The following is a 12990-nucleotide window of genomic DNA, read 5'->3' as shown; positions in this document are numbered from 1 at the left end:
TTCTATTTTTTAATGATTTTGGCATTAGCCGTTTCAGTTTCAGTCTTCGCGATTACCAAGTACGCGCCCTGCGGCAAGCCCTGGGTACTGATCTTCGTAACCCTGTTTTTGGTCTTGAGTGTGTTTACCAGCCTACCGCCCATGTCGTAGAGTTCGATCGTGGCGTCTTTAAATTCGAATCCGATCTCCACATAACAGTAGTCCTCCACCGGGTTCGGATAAATTTTGATGTCCTGTTTTTCGACGATATCATCTATCAGCTTGTCTCCTAACTTCACAATCTTCCAGTTTTCCTTGCCCAGTTCCTCAGCGCTTGTTCCGGCCAGGATGATCGAACCGTCTTTGTTCATTTTCAGGTCAACAAGACGTTCCTCTTTTTTACGGGATTCCCCCTTTACATGTTTTCTCCAGACTTCATTGCCGTCGCCGTTCAGGTAGAGCATCCAGAAGGTTTCATCGTCTTTCTCCATCCTGCCTTCGGCCTGGGTATAGCCGCCTAGTAAAAAACCCTTTGTCACATTGTCCTTTGCATGATTGATCACATTGAGGCTCATCATCACATCCCTGTTGCCGAAGGTGTAGGATTTCTGCCACTGTTCTTCTCCTCTTTCGTTCAAAGCCACGAGCCATACATCGGTGCCCTCTTCTGCACCCACCGATTTGTTGCCGGAGCGTTCCGACCGGCTTTCGCCACCAACGATGAATCCGCTGCCGGTCATGTTCAAAGTCCTCAGATGGTCGTCTCCTTTTCCGCCAAAGTTCTTCTGCCACTCCACCTTTCCTTCTTTGCTGAGTTTCACGACCCAGTAGTCGCCTTCCCCGTAATTGTCGGAGGTTTTGGCAGTATATATTACTGGTATAGGATTCTTTTTGTCGTCTGTATTTGTTTCTGTTTTGTTTCCGGTAGTAGCAGTGCTTCTGGAATAGATTCCGAGCAAAGCGCCCCCGTCAACTGTCGGGATCATTTTCTCGACTTCGTCCAGGCCCCTGCCACCTAAAACGCTTTCAAAAGTCTTCTTTCCGGTTTTGTCGAGCCTGATGACCCATGAATCTTTTGACCCAAACCCTTTTTTCAGGTTTGTGGTTGTGCCTGCTACAAAATAACCGAGGTCCGTGGTTTGGATCACTGCCCTCGCTTCATCGTCATTCGCGGTTCCCAACGTCTGCTGCCATTCTTCATTCCCATTCTCGGCGAGTTTCAGCAGCCAGATATCAGATCCGCCTTTTCCTTCGCCTTTCTTGTCCAATGATTTGGCGGAATTCGAAGTGCCTGCCACTAAAAATCCGCCTTCCTGTGTTGCCACAGTGGCGGATAAAAAATCGTGATTGTTTCCGGCGAAGTATTTTTCCCAGACCTGCTCTCCCTGCTGGTTCAGCTTCACGAGATGAAAGTCGTAACCGTTGTTCTGCATTGCTGCACCGTCTGAACTTACGGTAGTGGGTTGGGATTTTTGGATGCTGCTTCCCGAAATAAGGTACTGCCCGTCGAGGGTGATGCAAATCGGGCTTAAAAAATCCTGAGTATTGGACTTGATATCCTTCTGCCACTGGACTTCCTGCGAATGAATAGAAAAGGCTGTACCGAACAGCAGCGCGCTTATGTAGGCCTTTTTATTGATTAAATATTTGCAAATCAGTATTTTAGGAGTAGTGATTTTCATATTTTTTAGTTAAAATTATATCATAAATTCAGTTAAATTCAAATACTTTAGTTTAAAATTAAGATTCTGATGTTGATTTAAGATCCAAATTTATTTTTTTTTGCTAATAAATTATTACGGGTTTCCGTAAAAGGTAGAAATTCCAATTTCTTATGAGATTTTTACAATTGGAGGATTTTTCAAAAATTTATCTGCTCTTTTACATAAAATTTCTTTTCCCGCAACAGCTCTTTGCAGATGCTGCCTCTTACTGATTTTAAGAGAGGGTTTTCTAAAATAAACTTGTTTTTTTTATTCATTCATTAACGCAGCGTGAGTGCAGGTACTCAAGTGCGCTATATATAATTTAGTAGGATAATAAAATCATCCTAAGTTCATATTTCACTTGTATTCAGTTTATTTTTATCTTTCCAGAAAATAAACCATGCCCCGATCCATTTTACTCCTTATTTTCCTGCTGGTCGTGTACATTTTTTCACTAGGCGCAGACCCGATATTGGGTGACAGTCTGGGATTTACGGTAACCGCAGCCAAGGGCTTCGATCCGGGAAGCAATGCCACGAATCATTTTTTATATATGAATACGCTGGCTGTTCTCCATAAAGTTCTCCCATTCCTCAATCCCCATTACCTGTTCGCCGGTTTCAGCATCGTTTGTTCCATCCTCACCCTTTTCTTCTTAAGGAAACTGCTCCTGCTGTTCGGCCTTGCAAAAATCACAGCAGATACGGCCATGGTGTTTTTCGGGCTTTCCTTCACGTTCTGGAGGATTTCTGTGTTCACCGAAGTGTACAGTTTTTACCTCCTGTTCGTGGCCCTATTTTTATACCAGGCTTTTTTGTTTATAAAGGAGCGGCGAACGCTCAATTTCTATTTTTCTGCAGTACTCTTCGGGGTCCTGTTCCTGATCCATATCCAGACGATCCTGCTCGTGCCATTTTATCTCCTGTTTTTATATGAAAACCACCGGAACGAAAAAACGATGATACTGAAAGGGCTGCTCCTCCCGGCAATTGTCTTTTCGATCCTCGTGATCCCCGTTGTGCAGGGCAGACAAAGTTTCATGTCCATTTTCACAGACAATGCGTGGGGAAGTTCTTTTTTTGAATTCCATTTCACCACCTTCCTGAAAAGCCTGGGCAGAAATCTGATTTTTTTACTCTATAATTTCCTGTTCTTCCTATGGTTTTTCTTCAAAGGCTTCAAGCGCTTCCCGTATAAAAGATATTTTGTGGTGGCAGTTCTGCCCTACCTTTTTTTTATTCTGAAACACGACGTATCCGATTCCTATGTGTTCCATCTGGTGCCTTATTTGTTCATGCTGACCATCATTGCCCACGGACTGGAAAAAGCTGAATTTCCACTGAAATACCTATCGCCACTGATGGTACCCATCATTTATCTGGTGACGGTACAGACCGTGAACCACAGTTCCTTCGGTACCGAAATGAATGCAGAAAAAGGCTTCAAGGGAGGAGTACGGTATTATTTCTTTCCGGCTCTTGACGGCAATCCACCGATAGAAACATTCACTGAGGCTTATGAAAACGGGACGCTGAAAGACCCGGAAACCTATGAGTCCCAGTATTTAATGGCGAAGGAATGGGAGGTTATTAAAAAAGGGTTTGAAAGATGAGTCTTCAACTTAAGAAATCCTTCACAGCAATTGCATCAGCCGCGTTTCATACCTTTCAGCAGGAGTGCGAGCAGGGCTGCTATCAATGACTGAAGGGATGCAGCAAAGCCTATAAGTTATCGAGGTGGACTGCAGTTTCTGAAACCGATTGGCGCATACCGGCAGAAATTTTGCCAAATAAAAATCCCTTTTCGTTCGAAAAGGGATTTTTCAGTCTTTCAGGACAGGCCCGTATAATAAAAAAGCAGTACTTTTAAATTCAGAAAAAAAGCTTTATCATGACAAAACATCTCTCTTTGCTCGTGCTTTTTGTTTACGCCATTTGTCTGGGCCAGGTGACTTTTCAGCCGCAGGCGAACTATTTCGGCACCCCAAATCCCATTGCTGTGACCCTATCCGGAAACGGCACGATTTACTATACCACCGACGGCTCCGATCCAACTGCTTCCTCCCCCTCGGGTGTGAATGCAGTATCCCTCACGGTGACCCAGACCACCCTCATCAAGGCAAAACTCAATTCCTCTTCCACGATTTACAGCAGAACCTATTATATCGGCAGCCTTCCCACCTATCCGATCTATTTCAAGCCTCCTGCTGCATTTACCACGGCGTGCGGATACCCGGTGTCCAATGAACCGGTCATTGCAGTGGACTATTTCTGGCCGGGAATCCAGATGAATGCGGCGTGTGACGGGTGGTACAAATCACAGTCGGTGTTCGTGTCCGGAACCGTTTCCTTCAACGACTGTAATCCCATTTATCAGTTCAGCCAGCACACCCCGGCGATCTTTACAGATGCCACCGTGTTTTACGATTACAGCGCCGGCCCCGTTACCAATCCGCCGGCGTGTCTGCTGGCCACCACGGAAGTTCAGCAGAAAGTCATCTCCGTAAAAGTTTTTCCGAATCCCGTTCAGGAAATCCTGCAGATCGATTCCGAAATCAGATTTTTACGCTGCGAAATCCTGGATGCCTCAGGAAAACTGGTCGGAAGAAAAATCATACAGGACCATCAAGTCAGCGTCGCAGCACTCCCGGCCGGCGTGTATTTTCTGAAAATGATCAGTGCAGATTCGCAGGTACATTATATTCAATTCATCAAGAAATAATTCTCTGCAGCATCTGCCATCGTTCCTTTACAGCAAATTCATCAGCCTCGTTTCATACAGTTTCAGCAGGACCGCGATTATCAATGCTGCCATCATTACTGACGTTTTAATCCTGGGTTTACCGGGTGAAAACAACACCGTCAGGATCTTTTTCAACTGATCAAAATCGAAGATGAGAATTACGATCACCAGCAGCTGGTAGTAAATGGCGGTTGAAAAGGCAACAATTTCATAGACATAGTCCTGAATGATGATGTTCAGCAATATGGAGGAGAGCAAAAGACAGCCAAACATTCTGGTCCTGGTGTGGAGCAGGCTCAGTCCACCGATCACCTCGAACGCTCCAATGATGATTGGGTAGAGTTTAGAATGCCCATAAAACAGCCACATCAGTTGATGACCCGTTAACTGACCGGCGGGTTTTGAAATTTCCTGTCCGCTGAACTGTAAGGGTTTCCCCAGGCCATAGAGGAGCATGGAAGCGGAGAGGATGAAAATTACGGTCCAATAGATCAAGTACCCGAGTGTGTGCGTTTTGTTTATCATATCCCCAAGTTAGTGCGTTAAGGTAACTGTATTGCTTTCGAATTTTCCCGAGAATATTCGGTAGTCTAACGATATAATTAGGAAACCCAATATTTATTCTTTAAAATAAAGGAAAATAAAGTCTCTCCCATTTCTTCATATATTCATCTAACGGCACCTCCCAAAAAAAAGGTGAGGGACAGAAATTGATCAATTCTTCGGTGATAAAACCAAACCTATCTTCACTTTGAGGATCTCCAGTAAAAAAAATTGATTGAGCAGTGTGTAGTGTATTCACAGTATCTACAATGTCCTCCTTCTCAGTACCTTGGTTTTTATATGCGTCTAAAATTGTAAAAAATTCCCATACAAATTTACGGTATCCGGCTGCAGACAATACACTCATCTTTTCGAACTGTAACTGATCCTCAATAAACCTTTTTAATTTTTCGATTTCGACTTCTTTTTCCATATTGTAATCGTTAAGTTAATTCTGTCGGACGATAAACTAACATTTATAATGAGCAATTTGCTGGAGATCAATTACTTCCCGATACAAAAAGTAGATTCTCCTGTATTGATGCAGGTTTAGAATAAAATAGTAGCATGATTAGTGAATTTAATTACAATCATGATTACATTCATTCAGTTTTCCGATTTCATCAGCAGGCCTGGGTGGTTGATTACAAATTTCAACCGAAGGACAAAACATGAACTGAAAACTTTCCGCCCGCAATTGTTAAACCCCTGTTAGCCGTAGTTTTTATTCTTTCAGTTCGATTATGATTCCACCAAATCTTCCTTCCTTTGCAACGAAAATTTTACTGTCAATATAACATTCATCATAGTCATATCTTTCGATTTGATTAGTTTCGGAGTAGTAACCTTGACAACCATATCCTAAAGCTTCCGAATTGAAAAATTCAACTTTTCGTCCGTCAGAACTCGTTAGATTATTTTTGCAATCTTTACAGATTAATTTTGGATGTCTTTGCAATAACCTTATTTCATTTTTACAATTTGAGCAATATTGTTTCAGTTTATCTTCTAATTTTAAATCGAATATTAAATTATCCCACTGAATTATTCTCCAATAATCATCATTTTTAAAATTAAGATTATATCTTAAGTCGTTTGTTGTTTCAATTATTAAAGGTGCTAATTCTTGTAGTTTTGATTTTAAATCGTCAAATTGTTGTGGTAAATATTCGAGATACCATTTGTCTTTTTGGGTTATGAATTTCCAAAAACTGGCTACAGATTCAAAATCTGAGATCTTTGTTTCAATATTTTCTTTTGGTTTAACTAATCTTTGAAAAAATTTCATTTCTGTACGTTTGTAAAATTACGGCTAACGTTCCGCTTATTGGCGACGGTGCGGCTTAAATGCGGAAACTTTCTTGCTATAAACTAAACTTCGGAACATATAAAATAGTTAAACTTGCGATTCCTCCGCACTATTGCCAATACGATGTTAGCAGATGTTTTTATTTGTGAATTGATATTTCAATATTTGATTAAACATAATTAACTTTATTAATAGTAACTTTAATTTTTCCTTTATCAGATTTCAAAACTATTGTTTCTCCAACATTTTTATTGTCAAAATTTACATTTAAACTGTTTCCAAAACTTATATTTAAAAAGCAACCATAATTTACAGAAACATCTTTTAAAGCGATTATTAAATCCAAATCTTTGTTGATGTAACTTTCTGATTTATTAATTAATATGTTTTCTAAATTGGAATTTACTGAAATATTAGTTTTTGCCGAATCACTTCTGGTCAGGATTGTCTTTTCATATTGTGATTTATAAAACAGAGTTGGATTTTCAGATTTAGAATTCCAATCTTCAAAATCTTTCAATTCAGATTTATATTTTTGATTTTCTTCCTCAAGATAATCAATTCTTGCTTGATACTGACTTATTATTGGCTGCTTTGTTTCAATTTGACTTTTGTAATTGTCAATCTTACTTTCCTCAAATGTAAATTTATAAAATACCCAAACTACACCAATTATTAATATAGTGTAACTGATTATACTTTTTGTTGGATTTGATTCGAACCAATTTGAGATAATAGTTATTTAAAATTTCTTCTAACGTTTCGGGGCTTGGCGATGGCTGGCAAATCGAAGCCGAAACCTTCAACTAAAATACAAATTTCAACCGAGGCACAAAACGCGAGATTTTGACGTTCCGCCTGCTATTGCCAAACCCTTGTTATCTGCAGGCAATTTTTAGAAATTCAGATTAGATTTTAATTTTTTAAAGGCTATTTTACAATCGTCATCATTGTTGTATGAATAGATAATAAATGTTGAATCTTGAGCAACAGCAGAATAAGACATTCCAGAGTTTCCAGAAACAAAAGAATTAGATTTAAATTCTACAAGTTTTTTTAAATAAATTCTAATTTCATTTTTTTCATTTTCTTTGATTTCATTTTCTTTACTTTTTACAATTTTGGGATTTTGATTTCCATTACTACAATCGTAGTCAGTTTCTTCATATTTTGCAAAAAGTTTTTTACTGTCATTTTTATTAAAAACTGTTATTTTTTCAGTATGACCTCCCCATTCTCCACATTCATCAAAGCGAGTTTTTATTGTTAAATGGATATTCTGGTTATTTTTAGAATTTCCAAAATATCCATAAAAATATTCGTTGGAATTTGAAGTATTTTCAGAATTATTACAAGAAAATAAAATCATTAAAATTAAAAAAAATGGAATCGTTTTCATTTATGCGGAATTTTGTATTTGCTTGCAGATAACTCTCAAATATACCCAATAAACTATACCAAAATAAAATAATCTTATTTTTATAACTGCTTGGCCCTAAATGCTATATTTAATTGTAAGTATTTGAATTTACTGTCATCATGCTGCATAAAATCCCCTTTTTAAAAATAACATAAATATTCCAAAAACTTTTATTAGTGGTATTTTTAGAACTTTTAGCAGCCAACACTATGTAATTTATATACATGATAAAACTACAGTCACTTCCCGATACAGAACTTCGAGAAAATATTCCCCAGCACCTCATCATTGGTGAACTCGCCGGAGATTTCCCCGAGGTATTCCAACGCGTTGCGGAGTTCATAGGCGAGCAGTTCGGTAGAGATTCTGGTCTTGACCGCCTCTTCCACGCGGTAAACGGCATCCAGCGATTTCTGGAGGGCCTGGAAGTGGCGCTGGTTTGTGATGACGACATTGCTTTCTTCGTCTTTGAGGCTTTCCACATAGGCCGAAAGTTCTTCTTTCAGCGCGTCGATGCCCGTTTTTTCCCTTGCTGAAATGCCCATCATCACAGGAGTCAGGCCGGACACAGCGAGAGATTCGGTAATTTCCCTGTCGAAAAGGTTTTCCGACACATCTGCAGCAAGGTCGATCTTGTTGTGGAGCAGGATGATCTTCAGGTCGGGACGGTGAAATTCTTTCACAAAGCTGATGATCTCGTCGGGTGTAGAAGCTGTTTCCTCATACAGGTAGAGCATGATCTTCGCGGAGGAGATCTTTTCCATGGCCTTTTCGACCCCGATCTTTTCGACGGCATCCTCGGTTTCGCGAAGGCCGGCCGTATCGATAAAGCGGAAGGCATTCCCTTTGATGTGCAGGACTTCCTCGATCGTATCGCGGGTGGTTCCGGCAATATCGCTCACGATTGCCCTTTCTTCCTTAAGAAGCGCATTCAGCAGCGTGGATTTTCCGGCATTCGGCTTGCCGATGATGGCCACCTCTACCCCGTTCTTTACGGCGTTTCCGTAGCGGAAACTTTCGATCAGGGACCGGAGCTTGGCTTCTATTTTCCGGAGCAAAGCGATCAGCGCAGTTCTGTCGGCAAACTCCACATCCTCTTCCGCGAAATCCAACTCAAGTTCTATCAAAGAAACAAAATTCAGGAGATCGGTCCGGAGGATGGATATTTCGTTCGTAATGCCGCCTTTCAGCTGGTTCATGGCCACTTTCCGCGAGGCTTCATTTTCACTGGCGATCATGTCGGCAATTGCTTCGGCCTGACTCAGGTCGATCCGTCCGTTCATAAACGCGCGCATCGTGAACTCTCCGGCTTTGGCCATCCTCGCGCCGTGCTTCATGAGTACTTCGAGGATCTTTTTGCCGATATGCGGAGAGCCGTGAAAGGAGATCTCGACGACATTTTCCGTTGTAAAGGTTTTTGGCGCAAGGAATACCGAGACCATGACCTCATCAATGACCTCCTCACCGTCCACGATATAGCCGTAGTGCACCGTATGGGACTTCTGTTTTGTGAGGTTCTTTCCTTTAAACGCTTTGTGGGCAATGGTCACAGCCTCCTCACCCGAAAGCCGGATGATTCCGAGGGCGCCGATGCCGTTTGCCGTAGCCAGTGCGCAGATCGTGTCGTGCTTCATGGGGCAAAATTACGGAAATAATCCTATTTTTTAGGAGCACCGATTTTCGCATTTTCATAAGACTCCACCCGCTGTCCACTGTATCTTTTTCGTCGCTCGCTTTGCTTGTGCTAAAAAGGATGTCGTTTCCATCGGGGCTAGGTTGAAGGGTGGTTTTTCTTCTCGAGAATTTTAAAGTATCTTTTAACAAATACTTAAAGTAGTATTATGTACATTTAATCATCAAAAAAATATATATATGTCAAAAAAAATAATTCCAAAGGAAAATAGTGAAATTACGCTTCTTACAAAGAACCCTGATCAATTTAAAGAAGAGCTCAGTAAAAGAATGGAATCTGGACAAGAGATGATAAATAAAGAAATTTTAAATGATGCAGAACTTAACCAGTTGAAGACGGATTATCATGATTGGAATGACTACAATTCTGAATTACTAAAAAGCTCTTTTAATAAACCAAAAAACGAGTATAGATACCGTTATGACAATTGTACAAATATGATTGGCTTGATGGAATATACAAGAGGAAACTACAGTCCAAATGATCCAAATTATCAATTGATGGACACAAAAAGAAATATTGAAGCTAAAGTTGCTAATTTGAAACAATTATTTGCAAAAACAGATTTACTACCAACTTTAAAAATGACAGCAGAAACAGTTGATATAGATAAACCTTTTAATAAAAACATTTTTATAATACACGGACACGACGAACGAAGTCTGTTAGAATTAGAAAGATTGCTTAAAGATGACTTTAAGTTAAACCCTTATATTTTAAAAAAATTACCAAATATTGGGTCTCCCACAATAATAGAAAAATTTGAATTTTATGCCGACCAATGCTCAATGGCTATTGCTCTATTCACACCAGATGACGTAATTGAAAAAGATGGGAAGCAATATTTACAAGCAAGACCAAACGTAATTTATGAGTTAGGGTGGTTTTGCGCAAAATTGACCAGAAAAAATGTAATTCTGATACTAAAAGAAGGAACAGATATTTTCAGCGATTTTCAAGGAATTTTGCAAATAAGATTTCAAAGTGAAATAGCTGAAAAATATAGAGATTTAATGTTGGAGTTTAAGGCAAAGAATATTTTTTAAATATGTATGAATAATATTTCTTTACGTGAAATAAATAATTTAAAAAAAAATGAAAATTTTTACAAATAAGCAACGAACATTTTTAGGTCCTGCTGATGAGAACGAAAAAACTTATGATTATTATGACCGCAGTGCTAGAAAAGATATAGGGAATATAAGAGATCTTTTAGAAAATTGGTTTAATAATTTACCTGACGATGAAAAGCACGAAACAAAAGAAAGGTTTAAGAAAAGTTTTGATGCCGTATTTTATGAATTGTTTCTTTTTAATTTCTTTCTAAAACTAGGTTTTGAAATTACAATTCATCCAATTATAAAAAATACAGATAAAAGACCGGATTTTTTAATAAAAAAAAATGACCTAGAAATATATGTAGAAGCCAAAATATCCGAAGATAAATCTGATGCACAAAAATCTTTTGAAAATTTAACAAGTAGATTTTATGAAAAAATAAGTAAAATAAAATCAGATCATTTTATTTTTGGTATAGATGAATTAAATATTAAGACAACAAAGCAACCATCAACGAAGGAACTAACCTCTAAAATATTAGAGAAATTAGCTCTATTGAATCATCGTATTGAATTATCAAAAATGGAAACAAAAAATTTTGATAATCTTGAAAAATTAACTTATAATAATAATGAAATAAATATTTCAATGACTTTTTTTCCTGTAAAGGTAAGTGCGATAGGAAAGTCAAGAAGAAGTGTTGGAATGACACCAATAAAAACTTTTATTGGTGGATCTGAACAAGCAATTAGAGATTCAATAACAAAAAAGGCCAAAAGATATGGACAACTTGATAAACCTTATCTAATTTGTCTAAATGCTTTAAGCATAAAATCTGCTTCTTTTCATGATATTGAAAGTGCGATATGGGGTTCTCTTGCGGTAACTTTTTCAACTGATCCACAAAATAGAAATGAAAAACTTATCAGAAATGTCGATGGAATATTTTTTAACAATGGATCTAAAAAAATTCAAAATGTTAGTGGTATTCTAGTTAATAGAATATTTCCTAGCAATGTTCCTGATAGTAAATATTGGATTTTTGAGAATCCTTTTTCTGAGAATCCTTTAGATTTTAAAAAAATTGGGTTACCTTTTTGTTACGTTAACGAAAATGAAGTTATAAATAACGACTGCCAAAATCTAGGTGCCATTTTTGAATTACCAACAGATTGGCTTAACAGCTAAAACTTAAAAAAATGCGCGCAGTCCACATCACCAAATCCGGCGGACGGAAGTTTTACAAATTCAGGAAATCTCAAAGCCAACCCCTGAGAAAAACCATGTTTTGATCAAAGTTACAGCCGCCAGCGTCAATTGTAGCGTGATAGCGAAAGACGTTCAAAAATACATCTAGCCGATGTTTCATTCCAAAGATATTCATTGCGTCACCGACTTAAAAAACCGTTCCACGGCATACATCGATAACTGGCCGGCCGGACCGTTTAAATTATACTCAAAGCCATGCGTTCCCCACGGAATCGTCAGTAAATAATTTTTCACGTGGTGCTTCTGCAGTTCGTCTCTCATCGCTTCGCTCTGAATATGCCAGACGTGCGCATCATTCGTGGCATGGGCCAGAAATGTAGGCGGCGCATCTTCTGTCACATGAAACAATGGCGATTCTGCATGGTACCTTTCCGGAACCTCTTCCGGTGTACCGCCCAGAAAATCGCGCTGGACCTGTCGGGAATCCATGATCCAGGGATTGTCGGGATTTCTGTAACTCCACGGCATCGTTACGGCGCCATAAAAAGCCGCAATTCCCTTTACCCCATTTTCATGTCCCGTATAGCCCATCGTTAAGATAATGGAAGCTCCCGCCGACCTGCCCATCATGACAAAATTCGCCGTGTCAATTTTTAACTCAGTGGAATGCCGACGCAGCCATCTGAAAGCGGAATGCAGATCTTCCTGCTGCGCCGGACTCGGAAATTTCGGCGCCAAACGGTAATTGATGGTCGCCACCTGATACCCTGCATTGGCGAAATAATTATTGGCTGCCGCAATTTCGCTGTTATCACCCTGTTTCCAGGAACCGCCATGCACCACGATCAAACACGGCCGGACTCCGGGAACTGCGGAAGGGGTGAAATTCAAAGTCAGCGCTTCGCCCCCATTTTTTGCGTACTGATAGGTTCTGAACGGAATATCTTCCGCGCCATTTCCCGTAAACATCTGAATAAAACTGAAGGGTTTTTCCTGATGAAAGCCCGTCAAGTCGGAATCTTTCACGCCAAATGATTTTTCCAGATCTCCGGGTAGATGACTTCCAATATTGTAGGCGCGAATAATCGGCGAGCCTAAGATCAGAAATGTGATCCCACTGATGATTAAAGAGACCATTCTCCATTTTTCAGAATACCAGGACCAGACGAATAATGCCAGCGCAGCCAGCATAAAAATCCACGGAAATTCAGGGACGGCAATACCGACATACCAGGTGCTCTGGCTCGGAACCGGAAAAAAATTAACGAGGGAAAGGATGAAGAGGACGAGAATGAGGATGAATCGTATCACAGTTTATTTTTAAGGAAGA

The 12990-nt window shown here is 39.5% G+C and carries 12 protein-coding genes; 4 read left to right on the top strand and 8 right to left on the bottom strand.

What is annotated here, in order from left to right:
• Positions 1-2 precede the first annotated feature (2 nt).
• A complete protein-coding gene (locus FUA25_RS07565) occupies positions 3-1661 on the bottom strand; it encodes a T9SS type A sorting domain-containing protein (protein WP_147756288.1) in 1659 nt (552 codons plus the stop codon).
• 424 nt (positions 1662-2085) lie between these two features.
• Here FUA25_RS07565 and FUA25_RS07560 point away from each other — a divergent pair, with 424 nt between their 5' ends.
• On the top strand, positions 2086-3297 hold the full coding sequence (locus FUA25_RS07560; RefSeq protein ID WP_147756287.1) for a glycosyltransferase family 39 protein: 1212 nt from the start codon (positions 2086-2088) through the stop codon (positions 3295-3297).
• Between the two features lie 278 nt (positions 3298-3575).
• Positions 3576-4406: a T9SS type A sorting domain-containing protein gene (locus FUA25_RS07555; RefSeq protein ID WP_147756286.1), complete on the top strand. Its 831-nt coding sequence runs from the start codon at positions 3576-3578 to the stop codon at positions 4404-4406.
• 27 nt (positions 4407-4433) lie between these two features.
• On the opposite strand, the gene FUA25_RS07550 is transcribed toward FUA25_RS07555, so the two are convergent.
• The 6 genes from FUA25_RS07550 to mnmE form a co-directional block, all read right to left on the bottom strand.
• Positions 4434-4952 (bottom strand): hypothetical protein, encoded by a 519-nt coding sequence (locus FUA25_RS07550; RefSeq protein ID WP_147756285.1) that lies wholly within the window; start codon positions 4950-4952, stop codon positions 4434-4436.
• A 100-nt stretch (positions 4953-5052) separates the two neighbouring features.
• A complete protein-coding gene (locus tag FUA25_RS07545; RefSeq protein ID WP_147756284.1) occupies positions 5053-5403 on the bottom strand; it encodes a hypothetical protein in 351 nt (116 codons plus the stop codon).
• Between the two features lie 291 nt (positions 5404-5694).
• Positions 5695-6258, bottom strand: a complete 564-nt coding sequence (locus FUA25_RS07540; RefSeq protein WP_147756283.1) for a hypothetical protein — start codon at positions 6256-6258, stop codon at positions 5695-5697.
• 190 nt (positions 6259-6448) lie between these two features.
• Positions 6449-6799: a hypothetical protein gene (locus FUA25_RS07535; RefSeq protein WP_147756282.1), complete on the bottom strand. Its 351-nt coding sequence runs from the start codon at positions 6797-6799 to the stop codon at positions 6449-6451.
• Between the two features lie 375 nt (positions 6800-7174).
• The gene (locus FUA25_RS07530) at positions 7175-7678 is read right to left on the bottom strand and encodes a hypothetical protein (RefSeq protein ID WP_147756281.1); all 504 of its coding nucleotides are present in this window, start codon (positions 7676-7678) and stop codon (positions 7175-7177) included.
• Between the two features lie 260 nt (positions 7679-7938).
• Positions 7939-9333 (bottom strand): tRNA uridine-5-carboxymethylaminomethyl(34) synthesis GTPase MnmE, encoded by a 1395-nt coding sequence (gene mnmE / locus FUA25_RS07525; RefSeq protein WP_147756280.1) that lies wholly within the window; start codon positions 9331-9333, stop codon positions 7939-7941.
• Positions 9334-9571: 238 nt separating this feature from the next.
• Between mnmE and FUA25_RS07520 the strand changes: the two genes are divergently transcribed.
• The gene (locus tag FUA25_RS07520) at positions 9572-10438 is read left to right on the top strand and encodes a nucleotide-binding protein (protein WP_147756279.1); all 867 of its coding nucleotides are present in this window, start codon (positions 9572-9574) and stop codon (positions 10436-10438) included.
• A 49-nt stretch (positions 10439-10487) separates the two neighbouring features.
• On the top strand, positions 10488-11639 hold the full coding sequence (locus FUA25_RS07515; RefSeq protein WP_147756278.1) for a hypothetical protein: 1152 nt from the start codon (positions 10488-10490) through the stop codon (positions 11637-11639).
• Positions 11640-11831: 192 nt separating this feature from the next.
• Here the strand turns inward: FUA25_RS07515 and FUA25_RS07510 are convergent, their stop codons facing one another.
• The gene (locus tag FUA25_RS07510) at positions 11832-12971 is read right to left on the bottom strand and encodes an alpha/beta hydrolase (RefSeq protein ID WP_147756277.1); all 1140 of its coding nucleotides are present in this window, start codon (positions 12969-12971) and stop codon (positions 11832-11834) included.
• Positions 12972-12990 lie beyond the last annotated feature (19 nt).

The organism is Chryseobacterium sp., from assembly GCF_008014695.1.
Classification (GTDB): Bacteria; Bacteroidota; Bacteroidia; order Flavobacteriales; family Weeksellaceae; genus Kaistella.
Note: the sequence above shows the minus strand (reverse complement) of the source record. Positions and strands in the feature narration are given on the sequence as shown.

Coding starts and splice junctions, on each gene's coding strand:
- FUA25_RS07565 (WP_147756288.1), bottom strand. CDS start 1,661: ATGAAAATCACTACTCCTAAAATACTGATTTGCAAATATTTAATCAAT.
- FUA25_RS07560 (WP_147756287.1), top strand. CDS start 2,086: ATGCCCCGATCCATTTTACTCCTTATTTTCCTGCTGGTCGTGTACATT.
- FUA25_RS07555 (WP_147756286.1), top strand. CDS start 3,576: ATGACAAAACATCTCTCTTTGCTCGTGCTTTTTGTTTACGCCATTTGT.
- FUA25_RS07550 (WP_147756285.1), bottom strand. CDS start 4,952: ATGATAAACAAAACGCACACACTCGGGTACTTGATCTATTGGACCGTA.
- FUA25_RS07545 (WP_147756284.1), bottom strand. CDS start 5,403: ATGGAAAAAGAAGTCGAAATCGAAAAATTAAAAAGGTTTATTGAGGAT.
- FUA25_RS07540 (WP_147756283.1), bottom strand. CDS start 6,258: ATGAAATTTTTTCAAAGATTAGTTAAACCAAAAGAAAATATTGAAACA.
- FUA25_RS07530 (WP_147756281.1), bottom strand. CDS start 7,678: ATGAAAACGATTCCATTTTTTTTAATTTTAATGATTTTATTTTCTTGT.
- mnmE (WP_147756280.1), bottom strand. CDS start 9,333: ATGAAGCACGACACGATCTGCGCACTGGCTACGGCAAACGGCATCGGC.
- FUA25_RS07520 (WP_147756279.1), top strand. CDS start 9,572: ATGTCAAAAAAAATAATTCCAAAGGAAAATAGTGAAATTACGCTTCTT.
- FUA25_RS07515 (WP_147756278.1), top strand. CDS start 10,488: ATGAAAATTTTTACAAATAAGCAACGAACATTTTTAGGTCCTGCTGAT.